Below are 20,263 nucleotides of genomic sequence, written 5' to 3' on the forward strand. Positions count from 1 at the left end.
GTCGGGCGGTCGTCAGGCTTCCGGCGTGGTGTCGATCGCGGCCTGGCGGCGCGCCTCGCGGGCGGCGCGCTCCGCCGGGTCGCGGCCGATCTTGGCGGCGAGATCGGCGAGGTCGAGGAAATGGTCGGCCCGCCGGCGCAGATCGTCGGCGATCATCGCGGGCTGGGTGGTCACGGTCGACACCACAGTCACCCGCACGCCGCGGCGCTGCATCGCGGCGACCAGCGGCGTGAAGTCGCCGTCGCCCGAGAACAGCACCATGTGGTCGATGTGTTCGGCCATCTCGAGCGCGTCGATCGCGAGTTCGATGTCGAGATTGCCCTTCACCTTGCGCCGCCCTTGAGAGTCAGTGAACTCCTTGGTCGGCTTCGTCACCACCGTGTAGCCGTTGTAGTCGAGCCAGTCGATCAGCGGACGGATGGTCGAGACCTCGAGGTCTTCGACCAGCGCGGTATAGTAATAGGCTCGGATGAGATAGCCGCGGCCCTGAAAATCGCGCAGCAGACGCCGGAAATCGATGTCGAAGCCGACGCCGCGAGCCGTGGCGTAAAGATTGGCGCCGTCGATGAACAGGCCGAGGCGCTCGTCTGAATAGAACATGGAAGAACGATCTCTCTCGCAAACGGTGGAACAGTCAGGCTGAGGCGCGCCGCGCCGCGTTTCGTCTCCGGCCAAACGACCGAGTTGCGACGACGCTGGGACGCTATCCGACGGTCCTTGCCACGAGTTCGGTCCCGCGGTAAAGACCGCGTTCGTTCCCAAGACGCTAAACTCTCACAAGCAGCGGAGGCCCCCATGGCCCGCGTCACCGTCGAGGATTGCATCGACAAGGTCGAGAACCGTTTCGACCTCGTGCTTCTGGCTGGGCACCGCGCCCGGCTGATCTCCTCCGGACAGCCGATCACGATCGATCGCGACAACGACAAGAACCCGGTGGTCGCCCTGCGCGAGATCGCCGAGCAGACCGTCGCGCCCGACGACCTGCGCGAGGACCTGATCCATTCGCTCCAGAAATATGTCGAGGTCGACGAGCCGGAGGCCGAGACCGTTCCGGCGCTCGCCGGCTCTGCGGGTTCCAGCGCCGACGACGGCGACATCGCCTTCGACCGCATGACGGAGGAAGACCTCCTGCGCGGCCTCGAGGGGCTGGTTCCGCCGGCAGAGACGGACGACGAGGGCGAGTGACGCCTTCGAACGCAGCGATTCCCGCTCGAGACGCCGCCGCGGAGACCCCGCGGCGGCGTTTTCGTTTCGGCGCCGATTTCTTGTGCGGCGCGGAAGAGGCCACGATATCTTGATCGAAGGGCAATCTCCGGTCGCGTGACCGACGGCCCCGAAAGGATCTCGGCCCCCGACCCATGATGAGGCAGTACGAGCTCGTCGAACGCGTCAAGGCGTACAATCCCCACGCCGACGAGGCGCTGCTCAACCGCGGCTATGTCTACGCCATGAAGGCCCATGGCGCGCAGCTCAGGGCCTCGGGCGACCCCTATTTCTCGCATCCCCTCGAGGTCGCCGCGATCCTCACGGATCTGAGGCTCGACGACGCCACCATCGTGGCGGCGCTGCTGCACGACACGATCGAGGACACCGACGCCACCCGCGCCGAGATCGACGCCCTGTTCGGCGAGCAGATCGGCCAGCTGGTCGAAGGCCTGACCAAGCTCAAGAAGCTCGACCTCGTCACCAAGGAGGCGGCGCAGGCCGAGAACCTCCGTCGCCTGCTGCTCGCGATCGCGGCCGACGTCCGCGTGCTGCTGGTCAAGCTCGCCGACCGCCTGCACAACATGCGCACGCTGCATTTTGTGCCCGAGGAGAAGCGCGGCCGCATCGCGCAGGAGACGCTCGACCTCTACGCGCCGCTCGCCGGCCGCATGGGCATGCAGGCGATGCGCGAGGAGCTCGAGGACGCCGCGTTCCGCACTCTGTTTCCCGACGCCTACAAGTCGATCACTGGACGGCTGAACCGGCTCGCCTCGCGCAGCGCGCAGTCGATCGAGGAGATCAAGCTCGCCTTCGAAAAGCGCTTCGAGGCGCAGGGCATCGACGCCCAGGTGAGCGGCCGGGCCAAGAAACCCTATGCCATCTGGCGCAAGATGGAGCGCAAGTCGGTGGCCTTCGAGCAGCTCTCCGACGTTTTCGGCTTCCGGGTCATCGTGAGCGACGTCCCGAACTGCTACCGGGCGCTGGGCGCGCTGCATTCCGGCTGGCCGGTCGTGCCGGGGCGCTTCAAGGATTACGTCTCGACCCCGAAGGAGAACGACTACCGGTCGATCCACACCACGATCGTCGGTCCCGGCCACCAGCGCGTCGAACTCCAGATCCGCACCGACGCGATGCACCGCTTCGCCGAATACGGCATCGCGGCGCATGCGCTCTACAAGGACGGGCTCGGCGGCGACGTCGAGGCGCTGTCGCGCGAGAGCCGCGCCTATGGGTGGCTTCGGCGGACGGTGGAGCTCCTCGCCGAAGGCGACAACCCGGAGGAATTCCTCGAGCACACCAAGCTCGAGCTGTTCTCCGACCAGGTGTTCTGCTTCACGCCGAAGGGAAGGCTGATCGCGCTGCCGCGCGGCGCGACGCCGATCGACTTCGCCTATGCGGTCCACACCAATCTCGGCAATGAATGCGTGGGCGCGAAGGTCAACGGCCGCACCGAATCGCTCGTCCAGCCGCTGCAGAACGGCGACGAGGTTGAGATCATCCGCTCCGACAAGCAGACGCCGCCGGCCGCCTGGGAGGCGATCGTCGTCACCGGCAAGGCGCGGGCGGCGATCCGGAAGGCGACGCGCTCGGCGGTGCGCCAGCAATATGCCGGGCTCGGCCGCCAGATCGTCCAGCGCGCCTTCGACAGGTCGGGCAAGACCTTCGCGGAGGACAAGCTGCGCGCCTCGCTGCACCGGCTCGCCCGGAGTTCCGTCGAGGACGTGCTGGCCGCAGTCGGCCGCGGCGAGATGCACTCGCTCGACGTGGTGCGGGCGGTCTATCCGGACGTGAAGGACGACCGGTCGCCGACCGTCGGCGCCTCGGGTCTCGCCAATGGCTGGTTCGGCCTCGAGCACGCCGGATCGCTGCGCTTCAAGGCGCCGGGCGCCGAGGAGGGCGACGGCGACCGTCCCTCGATCCCGATTCGGGGCCTGCGCGGAGACCTGCCGGTCCGCTTCGCGCCGGATGGCGGCGCGGTGCCGGGAGACCGGATCGTCGGCATCCTCGATCCGGGGCAGGGGATCACCATCTACCCGATCCAGTCGCCGGCGCTCAAAGCCTTCGACGACCAGCCTGAACGCTGGCTCGACGTGCGCTGGGACGTCGATTTCGGCCGCCGCGAGCGGTTTCCGGTCCGCGTCACCGTGACGTCGATCAACGAGCCGGGCTCGCTCGCGTTGATCGCGGGCATCATCTCGAATTACGAGGCGAACATCGACGACGTCCGCATGGTCTCGCGCTCGCCGGACTTCCACGACATCGTGTTCGACCTCGGCGTGTTCGACGCCAAGCACCTGGGCGCCATCATCGCGGATCTGAGGCAGACGCCGGTCGTCAGCAACGCGGAGCGGGTGAACGGGTAGGATAGAAGAACGGAGGCGTGTCGCGTGCTTCGAGACGCGCCTTCGGCGCTCCTCAGCATGAGGAGCGGGGAGGAAACACAAACGGTCCTCATGCTGAGGAGCCGTCCCCTGGGACGGCGTCTCGAAGCACGCAGGCCCTTCGTCTAGGCAGGTTCATGACCGACATCATCAGACTGGGCGTCAATATCGACCACGTGGCGACCGTGCGGAACGCCCGGGACGCCCTCCATCCCGACCCCGTGGCGATCGCGAAACTCGCGATCGAGGCCGGCGCGGACGGGATCACCGCGCATCTGCGCGAGGACCGGCGGCACATCCGCGACGAGGACGTCGAGCGGCTGATGGCCGAGATCGACCGGCCGCTCAATCTCGAAATGGCCGCGACCGACGAGATGCTGGCGATCGCGCTGAGGCTGAAGCCCCACGCCGCCTGCATCGTCCCGGAGAAGCGCGAGGAACGGACCACCGAGGGCGGGCTCGACGTCGTCGGCCAGAAGGCGCAGGTCGCGCCGGTGGTGAAGGAGCTGGTCGCGGCGGGGATCAGGGTCTCGCTGTTCGTCGAGCCCCACGACGAGGCGCTCGAACAGGCGGCGCTGATGGACGCGCCGGTCGTGGAGCTGCACACCGGCTCGTGGTGCGAGGCGCTCGCTTCCGGCGAGACCGAACGCGCCAAGCGGGAGCTTGACCGGCTGGCGGCGGGCGCGATCCGCGCGGCGAAGCTCGGCCTCGAGGTCCATGCCGGCCACGGGCTCGACTATGACAGCGCCGAGACGATCTCCCGGCTGCCCGAGCTAGCGGAGCTCAACATCGGCCATTATCTCGTGGGCGAGGCGCTCGCCGTCGGCTTCCCCGAGACCATCCGGCTGATGAAGGCGGCGATGGCGCGCGGCCGCCGGAGGGTGGCGGCGTGATCCTCGGTCTCGGCAACGACCTCTGCGACATCCGCCGCATCGAGCGGGCGCTCGAACGCTTCGGCGACCGCTTCCTCGACCGGGTCTTCACCGAGATCGAGCGCAAGCGCGCCTTCGCGAGAGGCGATCCGGCCAACACGCTCGCCAAGCGCTTCGCGGCCAAGGAGGCCTGCTCCAAGGCGCTCGGCACCGGATTCCGCGCCGGGACCTTCATGCGCGACATGGGCGTCGTGAACCTGCCCTCCGGCCGCCCCACAATGGCGTTGACCGGCGGCGCCAAGGAGCATCTCGACCGCATGGTCCCGGAAGGCTACGAGGCGCGCATCGACGTGACGCTGACCGACGAGCCGCCGATGGCCGCGGCCGTGGTCATCATCAGCGTGGTGCTGAAGGCGTGACGCGGGCGCAGGGGGCCGCGTCGAGCGCCGGGTCGCCGCGAAAGATCCGACCGTGAGGCTGCATCTCCTGTCGGGCGGGCGGCTGCGCATGCGCCGCGACGTCTATTATCTCGACGCCGCCGCCGACGAGACCCTCGAGATGCCGGTCGTCTGCGGGCTGATCAAGCACCGCCAGGGCGTCGTTCTGTTCGACACCGGCTGTCATCCGGACGCGTCCGTGGACGCCGAGGCGCGGTGGGGCGCGGCGGCGAAATATTGCGAGCCGATCTTCGAACCGGCGTCAGCGGTCGTCGGGCAGCTCGACGTCGCCGGCCTGTCCGCTGGAGACGTCGACGTCGTCGTCTGCTCCCACCTCCATTTCGACCATTGCGGCTGCAACGCGTTCTTTCCGCGCGCGACCGTCATCTGCCACGCGCGCGAGCTCGCCGCCGCACGCGCCTCGGACGCCGTCGCGATGGGCTATCATCGCAACGACTGGGACGTCGGCGCGCCACCCGTCACGATCGAGGGCCAGCACGACGTCTTCGGCGACGGCCGCGTCACGCTGATTCCGGTCCCGGGCCATACGCCGGGATCGATCGCCGCCTGCGTCGCGCTCGACCGGGACGGCCTGTTCGTGCTGGCGTCCGACGCCGCGCCGGTCTCCGCCTGCCTTGCGCGCCGCTACGCGCCGACGAACACCGTCGACGTCGACGACTGCCTCGCCTCGATCGACGAGATCGCGCGCCTCGCTCAGGCCGGCGCGACGGTCGTCTGCGGTCACGACGACGCGCAATGGAGGGCCCTGCGCACGGGCGCGGCGTATTACGCCTGAGCTCCGACCGGCGGGGGGCGCTTGACGCCGGCCTGGCGCCATCGCGCATGGCTCCTTTCCGCCGCCGCCACGGAGGAGGATCCGGGACGGTCGGCGCAGCGCTCCTCCCCTGCGAAGCGGAGAGGGGGACGGCGCAGCGGTGGAGAGGGCGGACCTAGAACGCCGCGGCCGCATGGCTACGAGTTGACGGGCTCGCGTGCAAGGAATTAATTCCTAATTATATACGTGACATAGCTGAGCACCTGAGCTATAAGAGGCTCTAGGAGTTAGCCGATGTCCACTTTGACCGACCCAATTTTTCACGACAACGACAAGGCGCGCGAGCACCTTGAGGCGATCCGCTGGGAGAACGGCCTGTATTGCCCTCATTGCGGCAACGCGGACGAGACCAGCATTCACAAGCTCCAGGGCAAGTCGCACCGACCGGGTCTGTTCCAGTGCAACGCCTGTCGCCAGCACTTCACGGTGACTGTCGGCACCGTCATGGAGCGTTCGAAGGTTCCGCTCGCGAAGTGGGTTCTCGGCTTTCACCTAATGGCCGCTTCGAAGAAGGGTATGTCGGCCCATCAGCTTCACCGCATGCTCGGCGTCACCTACAAGACGGCTTGGTTCATGGCGCACCGCATCCGCGAGGCCATGAAGGAAGACGTTGCGTCGTCAGGGCCGCTCGGTGGCGAAGGCAAAATCGTCGAGGCGGACGAAACCTACATCGGCAAGCGCGAGACGCCTGCTAAGCTGTCGCGTGGTCGCATCGCTACGCCGACCAAGAGCGGCAAGGCTGGCGGCGCTCAGAAGCGCGTCGTGATCGGACTCGTCGAGCGCGGTGGGCGCACCCGCATGGTCCACATCAATCACGCCACAAGGGACACCGTGCGCGAGGTTCTGGTCCGCAACGTCGACCGCGCTTCGGTGCTCCATACCGATGAAAGCCGCCTTTACACGATCACCGGCAAAGAGTTCAACGGGCACCGCACCGTGAAGCACTCGGCTGGCGAGTACGTCCGCCGCGATGCCGAAGCTATCGTTCACTCCAACACGATCGAGAACGTATTCTCTGTGTTCAAGCGCGGCATGGTTGGCGTCTATCAGCACTGCGGCGAGGCTCACCTGCACCGCTACCTCGCCGAGTTTGATTTCCGGTACAACCGACGCACCGCCCTGAAGATCAGCGACCGCGAGCGCACTGACGACGCCATTAGAGGCGCGTCAGGCAAGCGCCTTACGTACAACCAATTTGAAAATGCCGGTCACGCCTAAACAGAAAGCGAGGGCCGTTGCCTACTGGCGAAAGCGCCACCCTAAGAGCCTGATTTAGGTTCCGCTAGCTTCGACTTTTGCTCTTTCGACTCCCCCGACTCCCGTATAGGCTTCGGCGGGGTTGAAAGAGCGCGTCTAAGAGCGTTGTCTCTGCGTTTTGAAATATCACTAAGATCGGATGTATTTTTCTCGTTTTTGGTCATGGCAATGTTCCCTGATGAACACATTTTCCTTTTGGATTTTGAAGCTATGTCCTTAGTTCTCGATAACCCTACAGTGGATGGTCTTTTAACCTGCTCAACTCGTTTAAGAAAGCTGTTGATTGACAAGGACCCACTGCTTCATAAGCTTGCCCGCAAACACCAATTTAAACCAAAATTTGAGATTATCGGTGCCGTGTCAACCAAAGAACTTGAATCAAGGATGATAGCTGAAGGCGACATCGTCTATTGGTTTCATAAGATCGTTCCGGAACCTGGATTGCCTTCACGCCTAGTGGGTTTAGATGAATTTCTGTCTGACATGATTTTCAGCCTCCGCGGAACCAGGATAACCGTGCGAGAGCTTATAACATACGTGTCAAACGTTGGAGGAGGTACGCATCAAGGTAAGCCACGAGTTGGAGAACTTGTACATCAAGTTATACATGAAACTGCACGACAGGGAACTTTCAACGGTCAGCCATACCCTTTAATAAGCATGATCGCCATTACCTCCGTTACGTTGAATGGTGTCCGTCCGTTATACGAGCAGCTAAAATCCTAAGATCGCCTAGCGGCGTCCATACGGCGTCTGTGCGCCAGTCAGGCGGCAACATCATCGCCCAATCCCCAGCGTAGTCATAGCCGTCTTCAATCTGCCAAAGCGCTTCAAATCGGCCAATCCGCCCAATGCACCTGCGAACGCTCGGCTTCAGATCGTCTAGCCTGCGAGGGGAATACTCGGCGACGACAAGCGTCCCACGATGCAGATCAACCTCTCCGTTCATCGTCATCTAGCAATCCTCCAAAGTTTCCAATGTCTCCCGGAGCCTTAAGAAGGAAGGCTATCACGATTTTGGCTATGTCAGCTACATAATTAGGAATTAATTCCTTGACATCCGCTTTTATCCATGCTCCCATTTCGTCACCCTTTCCCGTTTCGGAAGGCGTGTCCGGACCGGCCGGCCATGCGGGGGAGGGGCGGCGCCTGCGCCCGCGAGCCCCGGAGCCCGCGGTCCCGGGACGCCGGCCGCTGGGGCGGCAGGTCTGAGGCGAGGCGCGAACGCCCCGTCTTCGGGTCTTGTCGCTCTGAACGCCGCCCGTCCCGCATTATGACGGGGCCGCGCCATCGAGGCGCCTTAAGGGCGGGCGTCGTCTCCCGACCGGGAGCGACGTCCGCGCCGGAGCAGCGGCTGAGCGGCCGGTGAAAAGACGCCGCGCGCGGGGCGTCGGGCGACCGGATCGCCGAACAGACTGCGGCATGTGGTGGCCCGGCGCCCTGCGCCTTCCACTGATGTGAGTGCGTGACCATCGCGGAGCTGAGGCGACGGCGGCTGATCCGGGCCGGCGGACGAGGAGGCGCGCCTCTCCCTCCCCTTTCAAAGGGGAGGGAGGACGGGCGCCGCCCCGCCGGGTGGGGATCGGGCAGGATGGAGCTCTTCGGTCGGCGTGCGCTGCACGCCCCAAGCCCCCTCCCGGCCCTCGCTGCGCTCGGGTCCATCCTCCCCGCTGCCGCGGGGCAGGGAGGGGCGCGCCCTGCGTTGCAGGACGGTCGGCGACGCTCCCCGGCGAACGCTCCACGCATGTCCCGGCCTGGGCCGGGACCCATCCTGCGGGACCGGCGCCGGCGTGGAGAGCGCTGTGCGACGAGGGTCTTTCGGCGCAGGACCGAGTCGAATGGGTCCGGGCCCAGGGCCGGGACATCGGCGACGGGACCTCTCTTCCCTCGCGGGAGAGGAGAAGGGCGGCGCGTCGTTTGCCACCGGGCGCGGGCGGGGCTATCACGCGTCGCCGCCCTTATGACGCGGCGCGGCGCCCCGGACAGGACGGACATGAGCGTGACGACCGAAAAGAAGGACGCGTCGGAAGGCGGCTTCGCCGAGGTCGTCAAGATCTGCGCGCAGGCGCTGCTGATCGCCGTCGTCATCCGCACGCTGATCTTCCAGCCCTTCAACATCCCGTCGGGCTCGATGGAGGACACGCTACTGGTCGGCGACTATCTGTTCGTCAACAAGTTCTCGTACGGCTACAGCCACCATTCGCTGCCCTTCAGCCCGCCGATCTTCAAGGGCCGCCTCTTCGAGGGCGTGCCGAAGCGCGGCGACATCGCGGTGTTCAAGGTCTGGGTGCCGGGCGACGGCTGGACCGACTACATCAAGCGCGTGATCGGGCTGCCGGGCGACCGCATCCAGATGATCGACGGCGTGCTGCACATCAACGAGCGGGCGGTGCCGAAGGTCAGGCTGCCGAACGACTATATCGACGGCGAAGGCGGGGCGGCCCGCCACATCCCGCGCTACGAGGAGACGCTCGACAACGGCGTCAAATACGAGGTCCTGGACATGGACCGCTCAGGCTTCCTCGACAACACGCCGGTCTACGAGGTGCCCCCGGGGCATCTCTTCATGATGGGCGACAACCGCGACAACTCGACCGACAGCCGCGTCCAGTCGGCGGTCGGCTACGTGCCGATGGAGAACCTCGTCGGACGCGCCGAGCTGCTGTTCTTTTCCGTCGAGCGCGGCGAGGCCGCCTGGGCGTTCTGGAAATGGCCCTGGACGGTGCGCTGGTCGCGGATCGGGACGGTCCTCGAATGACGGCCGGAGCGGCATGAAGCGCCGGGCGTCGGCGGATGGCGCGCTCGAGGCGCGGCTCGGCCACGTCTTCGCGGACAGGACGCTGCTCGAACGGGCGCTCACCCATATCACCGCGGCGCGCTCCAAGGAGGGCCGGCTCGGCAGCTACCAGCGGCTCGAATTCCTGGGCGACCGCGTGCTCGGCCTTGCGGTCGCCGACATGCTGATCGGAGCCTATCCGACGGCCGACGAGGGCGAACTGTCGCGCCGGCTCGCCGAGCTCGTGCGCGCCGAGACCTGCGCCGAGGTCGCGGAGGCGATGGAGCTCGGGCCCTATATCCGGCTCGGCGCGGGGGAGGCTGGCTCGGGCGGCCGTCGAAAGGCCGCGATCCTGTCGGACGTCTGCGAGGCGGTGATCGGCGCGACCCATCTCGACGGCGGCTACGCGGCTGCGGCCGCGCTGGTCGAGCGGTTCTGGGGCGAGCGGCTGCTTGCGCCGAAACGGCCGCTCCGCGACCCCAAGACCGAGCTCCAGGAATGGGCGCAGGGACGCGGCCTCGCGGCGCCGGTCTATCGCGAGGTCGCCCGCTCCGGACCCGACCACAATCCGCAGTTCCGGGTCGCCGTGATGGTCGAAGGAGTCGAGGAGGCGCAGGGCGGCGGCCGTTCGAAGCGCGCCGCCGAACAGGCGGCGGCCGAGGCCCTGCTCGCGCGCGAAGGGGTGGTCAACATTGCCTGAGGAACCAGCCGAGACCGGCTATGAGGGCGTGACGCGCTGCGGCTTCGTCGCGCTCGTCGGGGCGCCGAACGCCGGCAAGTCGACGCTGGTGAACCGTCTCGTCGGGGTGAAGGTCTCGATCGTCAGCCACAAGGTCCAGACCACGCGGGCGTTGATCAGGGGGCTGCTGATCCACGACGGCGCGCAGATCGTGTTCGTCGACACGCCCGGCATCTTCGCGCCGAAGCGCCGGCTCGACCGCGCCATGGTCTCGACAGCGTGGGGCGGCGCGGCCGACGCCGACGTGATCGCGCTGCTCATCGACGCCAAGAAGGGGCTCGACGACGACAATCTCGCGATCCTCGACAAGCTCGCCGAAACCCCGCGCCGCAAGCTGCTGATTCTGAACAAGATCGATTCGGTCGCGCGGGAAAAGCTGCTCGGCATGGCGCAGGAGGCGGCCGCCCGCGTGTCTTTCGACCGCATCTTCATGGTCTCGGCCAAGACCGGCGACGGCGTCTCGGACATCCCGGCCTGGCTCGCCGACGAGATGCCGCTCGGCCCCTGGCTCTACCCGGCCGACGACGTCTCCGACCTGCCGATGCGCGCGCTCGCGGCCGAGATCACGCGCGAAAAGCTGTTCGCCCGGCTGCACGACGAGCTTCCTTACGCCTCCACGGTCGAGACCGAGAAATGGGAGGCGCGCGCCGATGGTTCGGTCAGGGTCGAGCAGACCATCTATGTCGAGCGCGAGAGCCAGAAGCGGATCGTGATCGGCAAGGGCGGCCAGACCGTGAAGGCGATCTCGACCGAGGCCCGCAAGGAGATCTCCGAGATCGCCGAGGCGACCGTGCATCTCTTCCTGTTCGTGAAGGTCCGCGAGAACTGGGGCGACGATCCCGAGCGCTATCGCGAGATGGGGCTGGAGTTTCCGCGGAGTTGATCACGGGCGCGTCACGCCGCCTTGATATCGCGCCATTTCTCCGTGAAATTCAAAGCCTTCCTTTCTGAGGCTTCGGCGCTCGGAGCACGCCCGACGGCGCCGGGCGCGTCCGCGCCGTCGTGGGGGTCTGTCGGGCGGACATGGAAAATATCGCCGTCGTCAACGCGATCCTGCTGTTCGGCGCGGCGCTGATGCTGGTCGGCATCCTGTCCTCGCTAGTGGCCTCGCGATTCGGCGCCCCGCTGCTCCTCGTCTTCCTCGTGATCGGCATGCTGACCGGCGAGGACGGCCCCGGCGGCGTCGCCTTCGACAATTACCGCGTCACCTATCTGATCGGTTCGATCGCGCTCGCCATCATCCTGTTCGACGGCGGACTGCGGACGCGCGTCTCTCACCTCGCCGGAGCGTTGTGGCCGGCGGTGACGCTCGCCACCGCAGGCGTGCTCGCGACCGCGGGCCTGATCGGGATCTTCGCCGCCTGGACGCTCGGGCTGACCTGGCTCGAGGGGCTGCTGATCGGCGCGACCATCGCGTCGACCGACGCGGCCGCGGTGTTCTTCCTGATCCGCGCGAGCGGCCTCCAGTTGCAGCGGCGAGTCGGCGTCACGATCGAGATGGAGTCGAGCACCAACGACCCGGTCGCCGTGTTCCTGACAGTGCTGCTGGTCGGGGTGCTCACCGCGACCGGCGGCGAGTCGGCCGGCGCGATCGTCGGGCACTTCCTCCAGGAGGCGCTGATCGGCGCCGCGGCCGGCGTCGCGGGAGGCTTCGCGCTCGCCTTCGTGCTGAACCGGGTGGAGCTGCCGTCAGGCCTTCACCCGCTGTTCGCGGTGGCGTTCGTCGTCGCGCTCTACGCCCTGTCGGGCGCGCTGCACGGCTCCGGCTTCCTCGCCGTCTACCTCGCGGGAATCGTGGTGGGCAACCGGCAGGTGCGAGCGCTGCCCTCGATCATCACGTTCCACGACACGGTCACCTGGCTTTGCCAGATCGTGATGTTCATCGTGCTCGGCCTGCTGGTGACGCCGTCCACGATGGGACCCACCATCCTGCCGGCGCTCGCGATCGCGCTCATGCTGATCTTCGTCGCGCGTCCCGTGGCGGTCGCGCTCTGCCTCTATCCGTTCGGCTTCTCGCGCCGGGAGACCGCCTTCGTCGGCTGGGTCGGGCTGCGCGGCGCGGTGTCGATTTTCCTCGCCGCCATTCCGACGCTCGCCCAGGCGCCGAACGCCGACGTCTATTTCAACGTCGCCTTCGTGGTGGTGATCGTCTCGCTCATCGTGCAGGGCTGGACCGTGGCGCCGCTCGCCAAGCGGCTGCAGCTCGCCGTCCGCCAGACGACGCGCAGCGTTCAGCGCGTCGAGATCGACCTGCCCGGACAGCTCTCGCATGAGATGGTCGGCTATCTGGTCACGCCGCACTGCCCGATCCTCAACCGCGATTCGATCCCGAAATGGGTGAAGCCGGTCTTCGTGATGCGCGAGGGTGCGATTCTCGACCCGCTGCAGGCCGGCTCGCTGAAGCCCGGCGACTACGGCTACTTCCTCACCGCCACGGAGAGGGTCGCGGAGCTCGACGGCCTGTTCGCGTCCACCGAGGCGGGCCGCGCGCGCCCGTCGCTCGGCGAGTTCCCGCTGCGCGGCGAGACGGCGCTGGCCCAACTCTCCGAGCTCTACGGGCTCGCGGTCGCGCCCGAGGACGCTGGGCTCACGGTGGCCGAGCTGTTCGACAACCGCTTCGAGCACGAGCCGGCGGTCGGCGACACGCTCGGCTTCGGCCCTGCCACGCTCATCGTGCGCGGCGTCGACGAGGGCAGGGTGCTTCGGGCCGGCCTGAGACTCGAGGACGAGGGCGACCTCGACGACGAGCGCTCGGTCGCGCTGGAGCAACCGGCCGCGTCCGCGCCGTCGGGCCGCGCGCCGGTCAAGCGCATCGTCGACGCGATCAAGTCCCGGCTTCCGGCCTCGTAAACGGTTCGGAAACCATGCGGGTCCCAAGCTTCGCGCCATGATCGTCCGCACCAAATGGCGCATGGCCGCCGCTCAGGTCACGCTCTGGCTCGTCGCAGGCGGGGCCGTGGCCTATTTCGGCCAGCAGGCCTATGTGGGCGACCATGGGCTGGTCGCGAGCCGCTCCATGGAGACGGAGATCGCCCAGCTCGAATCGCGGCTCGCCGCCATCAAGGCCGAGCGCGCCGGCATCGAGCACCGCATCGACCTGCTGAGCGCCGAGCGACTGGATCCGGACCTGCTCGACGAGCAGGCGCGCTCCGATCTCGGCTGGGTCAGCCCGGCGGACCGGGTCCTCCTCCAGAGCGACTGAGCCCTGCGGGCGCGCGGCGCCCGTCATGCGTCGGACGCGGCTTGAGCCGCGCTTCGACCTTCGTCTAGGCTTCTGGTCATCGCTCGTCCAAGCTCAAGCTCTCGAGTTCACGGCTTGGCGTCTCGCCTTCGGGTGGGCGCCGCGTTAGCTTGGGTGAAAAGAAGACGGGAAGCGATCAGGGGACGCCATGGCCAGCACTGCCGCAAAGTCCGCGCTGTCTAACGCCGCGCCGAAATCATCCGGCCGCGCCGCCGGCAAACGCGCGAGCCCGTCGGGCGCGCGAAGCGGTTCGGGAGCGGCCAAGTCCGCGAATGGCGCGCTCGACTTCTCCAAGGAGCAGGAGCTCCACGCGCATCGCGAGATGCTGCTGATCCGCCGTTTCGAGGAGAAGGCCGGACAGCTCTACGGCATGGGGCTCATCGGCGGCTTCTGCCACCTCTATATCGGGCAGGAAGCCGTGGTGATCGGCATGCAGATGGCGCTCGAGCAGGGCGACCAGGTGATCACCGGCTACCGCGACCACGGCCACATGCTCGCCTGCGAGATGGACCCGAAAGGCGTGATGGCCGAGCTCACCGGGCGCCGCGGCGGCTATTCCAAGGGCAAGGGCGGCTCGATGCACATGTTCAGCGTCGAGAAGAACTTCTATGGCGGCCACGGCATCGTCGGCGCCCAGGTCTCGCTCGGCACCGGCCTCGCCTTCGCCAACAAATACCGCAAGAACGGCAAGGTCGCGCTCGCCTATTTCGGCGACGGCGCCTCGAACCAGGGCCAGGTCTACGAGAGCTTCAACATGGCGAAGCTCTGGAAGCTGCCCGTGGTCTACGTCGTCGAGAACAACAAATACGGCATGGGGACGTCGCTCGAGCGCGCTTCGTCGACCACCAATCTCAGCCAGCGAGGCGCGAGCTTCGACATTCCGGGCGAACAGGTCGACGGCATGGACGTGCGCGCGGTCAAGGCCGCCGGCGACCGGGCCGTCAAGCACGCCCGCGAGGGCAAGGGGCCCTATATCCTCGAGATGATCACCTACCGCTATCGCGGCCACTCCATGTCGGACCCGGCGAAATACCGGTCCAAGGAGGAGGTCCAGAAGATGCGCGAGACCCACGACCCGATCGAGCAGGTGAGGAAACGCCTGATCGAGAAGGGTTGGGCGAGCGAGGACGAGCTCAAGGCGGCGGACAAGGACGTCCGCGACCTCGTCAACGCCGCCGCCGAATTCGCGACCAACGATCCGGAGCCCGATCCGTCGGAGCTGTGGACCGACATCCTGCGCTGACTCGGAAATAAAGCGGACGCCGAAGGGCGCCGGGCAAGAAGACTGAACCAGAGGGACGTCCCCCCATGCCGATCGAAGTCCTCATGCCGGCGCTTTCGCCGACCATGGAGGCGGGCAAGCTCGCCAAATGGCTCAAGAAGGAGGGCGACAGCGTCACGTCGGGCGACGTGATCGCCGAGATCGAGACCGACAAGGCGACCATGGAAGTCGAGGCGGTCGACGAGGGCACGCTCGGAAAGATCCTGGTCGAAGAGGGCGCTGACGACGTCAAGGTCAACACGCCGATCGCGCTCATCCTGGGCGACGGCGAGGACAAGTCCGCGCTGAGCAACGGCGCCGGAGAAAAGCCCGGCAAGGAGCCCGCGGCCAAGCCCGCCACGCCCGAAAAGGCGGCCAAGGACGACGTCGGCAAGCAGTCGCCGGCCGAGGCCAAGGCGACCGGCTCCGCCGCCGCCAATCCGCCCCAGCCGAAGGCGCTGCCGGAGCCGGACGTGCCGGAAGGCACGGAGATGGTGTCGCAGACGGTGCGCGAGGCGCTGCGCGACGCGATGGCCGAGGAGATGCGCGCCGACGACCGGGTGTTCCTGATGGGCGAGGAGGTCGCCGAATATCAGGGCGCCTATAAGGTGAGCCAGGGCCTGCTCGACGAGTTCGGCAAAGAGCGGGTGGTCGACACGCCGATCACCGAGCACGGGTTCGCAGGTGTGGGAGTAGGGGCTGCCCTTGCGGGTTTGAAACCGATCGTCGAGTTCATGACGTTCAATTTCGCCATGCAGGCGATCGACCAGATCATCAATTCGGCCGCCAAGACGCTCTACATGTCCGGCGGCCAGATGGGCTGTTCGATCGTGTTCCGCGGGGCGAACGGCGCGGCGGCGCGCGTCGCGGCGCAGCACAGCCAGGACTACGCCTCCTGGTATTCGAACGTGCCGGGCCTGACCGTTATCGCGCCCTACACCGCGGCCGACGCCAAGGGGCTGCTGAAATCCGCGATCCGCGACGAGAACACGGTGATCTTCCTCGAGAACGAGATCCTCTACGGACAGTCGTTCCCGGTGCCGAAGCTCGACGACTACGTGGTTCCGATCGGCAAGGCCAAGATCGCGCGGCCGGGCGAGCATGTCACGATCGTCGCCTGGTCGATCGGCATGACCTACGCGCTCAAGGCCGCAGAGAAGCTCGCCGAGGAGGGCATTGAGGCCGAGGTCATCGACCTGCGCACGATCCGCCCGATGGACACCGAGACGATCGTCGAGTCAGTCAAGAAGACCGGGCGGATCGTCACGGTCGAGGAGGGCTGGGCGCAGTCCGGCGTCGGCGCCGAGATCGCGGCGCGCGTCATGGAGCACGCCTTCGACTGGCTCGACGCGCCGGTGACGCGCGTCTCGGGCAAGGACGTGCCGATGCCCTACGCGGCCAATCTCGAGAAGCTCGCCCTGCCGAGCGTCGCCGAGGTGGTCGAGGCGGCCAAGGCGGTGTGCTACCGGTGACGAAGCCCGCCGAACTCGCCATCCCGTTCGCCGCGCACGAGGCGGACCAGGCGGCCGAGGTGCTGCGAGCCTGGATCGTCGACAACGGGCTGCACGTCTCGCTGCAGCGCGGCTTCGACGATCCGGCGGTTTGGGGCGTGCTGCTGACCGACGTCGCCCGGCACGTCTCCCGCATCTTCGACACCGAGGGCGTCTGTTCGCAGGACGCCGCACTCGCCGCCATAAAGTCGGCGCTCGACGCGGAATGGGACGGCGCGACCGACGTCGGGACGACGAGCGCCATCCAGTAGGAGAGCTCCATGATCGGCCGCATCATCAAGACCGTCGCGAATGAATTCCTCCGCCGCCGCCATGCGCAGACCGGGACCGGCCCCCGCCGCCTGCCGCCGACCTCGATGCGCGAGGCCCAGCACCGGGCGGCGCATCACGTGATCCGCAAGGTCCTCGAGCGTTTCATGAGGCGCTGACCGCGTGACCGCCGACCCGGCCATTCGAAAGGCGACCTACGCCGATCTCGAGGCGGTCCCGCCGCATCTCGTGGCGGAGATCATCGACGGCCGGCTGGAGACGCATCCGCGGCCGCGGCCCAGCCATGGCGGGGCGGCGAACGAACTCGGTTACGAACTCACCGGCCCTTATGGTCGCGGGCGAGGCGGGCCCGGAGGCTGGTTGTTTCTGCCCGAGCCGGAACTCCATCTTGGTCTCGATGTCGTGGTGCCCGATTTTGCAGGGTGGCGACGCGAGCGACTGCCTGCCGAACCTCAGACGACCTATATCGAAACGCCGCCCGACTGGGTTTGCGAGATTCTATCGCCATCGACAGAGCGGCTCGACCGTGGGTCGAAGCGCCGGATCTATGCGGAGGCCGGGGTCGGCTTTCTCTGGCTGCTTGATCCCTCGGCGCGCATTCTCGAAGCGTTTGCTTTGGCCGCGGGCCGATGGCTGCTCCAAGCGACGTTCGAAATGGGCGACGAGGTGCGCGTCGCGCCTTTCGACGCCGTCGGTTTTCCGATGGACGCGTTGTTTCCGTTCGACACGCCCTCCCAGAAGCCTTCCGAAGAGGCCTGAGACGATGCCCACCAACATCCTGATGCCCGCGCTGTCGCCCACCATGGAGAAGGGCAACCTCGCAAAGTGGCTCGTGAAGGAAGGCGACGCGGTGAAGTCCGGCGACGTCATCGCAGAGATCGAGACCGACAAGGCCACGATGGAGGTCGAGGCAGTCGACGAGGGGACGGTCGGCAAGATCGTGGTGGCGGAAGGCACGTCCGACGTTCCCGTCAACGAGCTGATCGCGATCCTGCTGGAGGAGGGCGAGGACAAGTCCGCGCTCGACGCCGCGCCAAAGCCGTCGCCGAAGACCGCGCCTGAGCCGGCCAAGTCCGAAGCGCCGAAGACCGAGGCGTCCGCGCCGCGGCCGAGCGAGGCCAGGCACGACGAGGCGCCGAAATCGGAGCCCGCGCCGAAGCCCGCCGCGAACGGCCATGACAAGGGATCGCGCGTCTTTGCCTCGCCGCTCGCCCGCCGCCTCGCCAAGGAGGCCGGCATCGAAATCGGCGCCATCCAGGGCTCCGGTCCGCATGGCCGGGTGATCAAGGCCGACGTCGAGCAGGCAAAGGCCTCGGGCGGCGCCAAGCCCGCGCCGGCCGCGAAGGCTCCCGATGGAGCGCCTGCCGCCAAGGCGCCGCCTGCGCCGGCGGACGAGGCGACCAAGAAGCTGTTCCCCGAAGGCTCGTTCGAGGAAGTCCCGCATGACGGCATGCGCAAGACGATCGCGCGGCGCCTCACCGAGGCCCGCCAGACCGTCCCGCAGTTCTACGTCACGGTCGACTGCGAGATCGACGACCTGCTGAAGCTCCGCGGAGAGATCAACGCCTCGGCGCCTGAGCAGGACGGCAAGCCTGCCTGGAAGGTCTCGGTCAACGACATGGTGATCAAGGCGCTCGGCGTCGCGCTCGCCCAGGTGCCGGACGCCAACGTGACCTGGACCGAGGGCGCGATGCTCCGCCACAAGCATGCGGACGTCGGCGTCGCGGTCGCGCTGCCCGGCAACGGCCTGATCACGCCGATCATAAGGGCCGTCGAGACCAAGACGCTGTCGGCGATCGCGAAGGAGATGAAGGACTTCGCCGCCCGAGCCAAGGACCGGAAGCTGAAGCCCGAGGAGTATCAGGGCGGCACTACGGCGGTCTCGAACCTCGGCATGTTCGGCGTCAAGGACTTCACGGCGGTGATCAACCCGCCGCATTCGACGATCCTCGCGGTCGGCGGCGGCGAGAAGCGCGCGGTGGTGAAGGGCGGCGAGATCAAGATCGCGACCGTGATGAGCCTCACGCTCTCCTGCGACCACCGCGCCGTCGACGGCGCGCTCGGCGCCACGCTGATTTCGGTCGTGAAGCGTTTGATCGAGAAACCGATGGGGATGCTTGTATAATATTGTTTGTTCTTGATATACATGTGACATGATGCGAAAAATTGCCGCTGTATTGTTACTTGTTGCCGTACTGGTGGCTGGATACAGCGCTTCAGACGGTGGTTTTCGGCTTGACTTAGAAACGGAGTTTGGATTTCTCGCGCTTTGGTTGATTATGTTTGCACCACTTTGTATTTGCTTTGCACTTCTGATAGTGGCGATCGTCGATAATTTGTTAGTAAGGCTGCTCATAACGTCGATATTTTGCTTTTTGTTCTATAGTGTATTGTATCGTCTCGATAAGACGGGCAATGTCATGGAAATAATGACTCCCATGTTGGCGGTGGGTTTGTTTCAATTTGTTTGGCCTACGTCGCCACGTAATAATAACATGCAGTTGCGAGGTGACGCGCCAAGCGACGAGGAGGCAGGCTGATGCCCCTCGTCCGCATCTCGCTCCTGAAAGGCCGCAACGAGGCCCACAAGCACGCCATGTGCGAGGCCGCCTATGAGGCGCTGCGCGAGGCCTTCGGCATTCCCGAGAACGACAAGTTCGTCGTGCTGCACGAGCACGACCGGGCGGGCTTCGTCTACGCCGCGAGCTATCTCGACGTGGCCCATGACGACGACCTCGTGATCGTCCAGATCACCGCCAATGAAGGCCGCACGCTCGACCAGAAGAAGGCGCTCTACAAGGCGATCGTCGGGCGTTTCGAGAAGGCCGCCGGCGTGAAGCCCAACAACGTCCTGATCAACCTCGTCGAGGTGAAGAAGGAGAACTGGTCCTTCGGCGACGGCGTGGCGCAATATGCGTGACGCGACCGGCTCGCGCTCATGAAAGCCTATCTCGCCGGGCCGGACGTATTCCGCGCGGACGCCGCGGCGATCGGGGCGCGCAAGAAGGCGGCGTGCCGGGCCTACGGGATCGAGCCGCTCTATCCGTTCGACCAGGCGCTCGAAGGGTTCGCTCCCGGCGCGGTCTCTCCTGCAATCTTCGCCGGAAATATCGCGATGATGCGCGCGGCCGACGTCGTGATCGCCAACCTCACCCCATTCCGCAGCCCGAGCGCCGATCCCGGGACCGCCTTCGAACTCGGTTTCATGTTCGCGCTCGGCAAGCCGGTGTTCGGCTACTCCGAGCACGCGCTCCCGCTGTTCGAGCGCATGACGGACGGCGTCGGCAGGGAGGCGCTGGTCGTTCTCGCCGATGGCCGGTCGCTTCATTTTGACGGGCTCGTGGTCGAGGATTTCGACCTCCACGACAATCTGATGCTGATCGAGGCAATCATGGCCTCCGGCGGCTCGCTCCACACGGCGGCCGACGCCGCCGATCCATTCGAGGCCTGCCTCGCCGCGGCCTCCCGGCTCCCCGG

At 66.6% G+C, this 20,263-nt stretch carries 22 protein-coding genes; 21 read left to right on the forward strand and 1 reads right to left on the reverse strand.

Annotated features, from left to right (window positions below):
• Positions 1–12: 12 nt before the first annotated feature.
• Positions 13–600: a LabA-like NYN domain-containing protein gene (locus EK403_RS07780; RefSeq protein ID WP_128776939.1), complete on the reverse strand. Its 588-nt coding sequence runs from the start codon at positions 598–600 to the stop codon at positions 13–15.
• A gap of 195 nt (positions 601–795) precedes the next feature.
• Here EK403_RS07780 and rpoZ point away from each other — a divergent pair, with 195 nt between their 5' ends.
• The 21 genes from rpoZ to EK403_RS07875 form a co-directional block, all read left to right on the forward strand.
• On the forward strand, positions 796–1,185 hold the full coding sequence (rpoZ, locus tag EK403_RS07785) for a DNA-directed RNA polymerase subunit omega (protein WP_128776940.1): 390 nt from the start codon (positions 796–798) through the stop codon (positions 1,183–1,185).
• A 173-nt stretch (positions 1,186–1,358) separates the two neighbouring features.
• A complete protein-coding gene (locus EK403_RS07790) occupies positions 1,359–3,569 on the forward strand; it encodes a RelA/SpoT family protein (protein ID WP_128776941.1) in 2,211 nt (736 codons plus the stop codon).
• Between the two features lie 155 nt (positions 3,570–3,724).
• Positions 3,725–4,480 carry a pyridoxine 5'-phosphate synthase gene (locus EK403_RS07795; protein ID WP_128776942.1) on the forward strand — a complete coding sequence of 252 codons (756 nt, stop codon included), beginning with the start codon at positions 3,725–3,727 and terminating at the stop codon, positions 4,478–4,480.
• The gene (acpS, locus tag EK403_RS07800) at positions 4,477–4,878 is read left to right on the forward strand and encodes a holo-ACP synthase (RefSeq protein ID WP_128776943.1); all 402 of its coding nucleotides are present in this window, start codon (positions 4,477–4,479) and stop codon (positions 4,876–4,878) included. Before EK403_RS07795 ends, acpS begins: the two co-directional genes overlap by 4 nt.
• A gap of 52 nt (positions 4,879–4,930) precedes the next feature.
• Positions 4,931–5,692: an N-acyl homoserine lactonase family protein gene (locus tag EK403_RS07805; RefSeq protein WP_128776944.1), complete on the forward strand. Its 762-nt coding sequence runs from the start codon at positions 4,931–4,933 to the stop codon at positions 5,690–5,692.
• Positions 5,693–5,965: 273 nt separating this feature from the next.
• A complete protein-coding gene (locus EK403_RS07810) occupies positions 5,966–6,949 on the forward strand; it encodes an IS1595 family transposase (protein WP_128776945.1) in 984 nt (327 codons plus the stop codon).
• 144 nt (positions 6,950–7,093) lie between these two features.
• On the forward strand, positions 7,094–7,714 hold the full coding sequence (locus EK403_RS07815) for a hypothetical protein (protein WP_128776946.1): 621 nt from the start codon (positions 7,094–7,096) through the stop codon (positions 7,712–7,714).
• Between the two features lie 1,267 nt (positions 7,715–8,981).
• A complete protein-coding gene (gene lepB / locus EK403_RS07820) occupies positions 8,982–9,746 on the forward strand; it encodes a signal peptidase I (protein ID WP_128776947.1) in 765 nt (254 codons plus the stop codon).
• Positions 9,747–9,759: 13 nt separating this feature from the next.
• Positions 9,760–10,464, forward strand: coding sequence for a ribonuclease III (rnc, locus tag EK403_RS07825; protein ID WP_128776948.1), 705 nt, complete (start codon positions 9,760–9,762; stop codon positions 10,462–10,464).
• Positions 10,457–11,386, forward strand: a complete 930-nt coding sequence (gene era, locus EK403_RS07830) for a GTPase Era (RefSeq protein WP_128776949.1) — start codon at positions 10,457–10,459, stop codon at positions 11,384–11,386. The genes rnc and era overlap by 8 nt, the downstream gene beginning before the upstream one ends.
• 140 nt (positions 11,387–11,526) lie before the next feature.
• A complete protein-coding gene (locus tag EK403_RS07835; RefSeq protein ID WP_128776950.1) occupies positions 11,527–13,353 on the forward strand; it encodes a potassium/proton antiporter in 1,827 nt (608 codons plus the stop codon).
• A 37-nt stretch (positions 13,354–13,390) separates the two neighbouring features.
• Complete coding sequence (locus EK403_RS07840) at positions 13,391–13,705, forward strand: FtsB family cell division protein (protein WP_128776951.1); 315 nt, start codon at positions 13,391–13,393, stop codon at positions 13,703–13,705.
• 187 nt (positions 13,706–13,892) lie between these two features.
• Complete coding sequence (pdhA, locus tag EK403_RS07845; protein WP_164919532.1) at positions 13,893–14,987, forward strand: pyruvate dehydrogenase (acetyl-transferring) E1 component subunit alpha; 1,095 nt, start codon at positions 13,893–13,895, stop codon at positions 14,985–14,987.
• A gap of 65 nt (positions 14,988–15,052) precedes the next feature.
• Positions 15,053–16,477 (forward strand): pyruvate dehydrogenase complex E1 component subunit beta, encoded by a 1,425-nt coding sequence (locus EK403_RS07850; RefSeq protein WP_128776952.1) that lies wholly within the window; start codon positions 15,053–15,055, stop codon positions 16,475–16,477.
• On the forward strand, positions 16,474–16,767 hold the full coding sequence (locus tag EK403_RS07855; protein WP_164919533.1) for a DUF5076 domain-containing protein: 294 nt from the start codon (positions 16,474–16,476) through the stop codon (positions 16,765–16,767). Before EK403_RS07850 ends, EK403_RS07855 begins: the two co-directional genes overlap by 4 nt.
• A gap of 9 nt (positions 16,768–16,776) precedes the next feature.
• Positions 16,777–16,944 carry a hypothetical protein gene (locus EK403_RS22280; protein WP_164919534.1) on the forward strand — a complete coding sequence of 56 codons (168 nt, stop codon included), beginning with the start codon at positions 16,777–16,779 and terminating at the stop codon, positions 16,942–16,944.
• 4 nt (positions 16,945–16,948) lie between these two features.
• Positions 16,949–17,545: a Uma2 family endonuclease gene (locus EK403_RS07860; protein ID WP_128776954.1), complete on the forward strand. Its 597-nt coding sequence runs from the start codon at positions 16,949–16,951 to the stop codon at positions 17,543–17,545.
• A 4-nt stretch (positions 17,546–17,549) separates the two neighbouring features.
• Positions 17,550–18,911 carry a pyruvate dehydrogenase complex dihydrolipoamide acetyltransferase gene (locus EK403_RS07865; RefSeq protein ID WP_128776955.1) on the forward strand — a complete coding sequence of 454 codons (1,362 nt, stop codon included), beginning with the start codon at positions 17,550–17,552 and terminating at the stop codon, positions 18,909–18,911.
• 28 nt (positions 18,912–18,939) lie between these two features.
• Complete coding sequence (locus EK403_RS22285) at positions 18,940–19,326, forward strand: hypothetical protein (protein ID WP_164919535.1); 387 nt, start codon at positions 18,940–18,942, stop codon at positions 19,324–19,326.
• A complete protein-coding gene (locus EK403_RS07870) occupies positions 19,326–19,706 on the forward strand; it encodes a tautomerase family protein (RefSeq protein ID WP_128776956.1) in 381 nt (126 codons plus the stop codon). The genes EK403_RS22285 and EK403_RS07870 overlap by 1 nt, the downstream gene beginning before the upstream one ends.
• 18 nt (positions 19,707–19,724) lie before the next feature.
• Positions 19,725–20,263, forward strand: a 539-nt coding sequence (locus tag EK403_RS07875; protein WP_128777075.1) for a nucleoside 2-deoxyribosyltransferase, incomplete at its 3' end; no start/stop codon positions are given.

Source organism: Hansschlegelia zhihuaiae, from assembly GCF_004103825.1.
Taxonomy (GTDB): Bacteria; Pseudomonadota; Alphaproteobacteria; order Rhizobiales; family Methylopilaceae; genus Methylopila; species Methylopila zhihuaiae.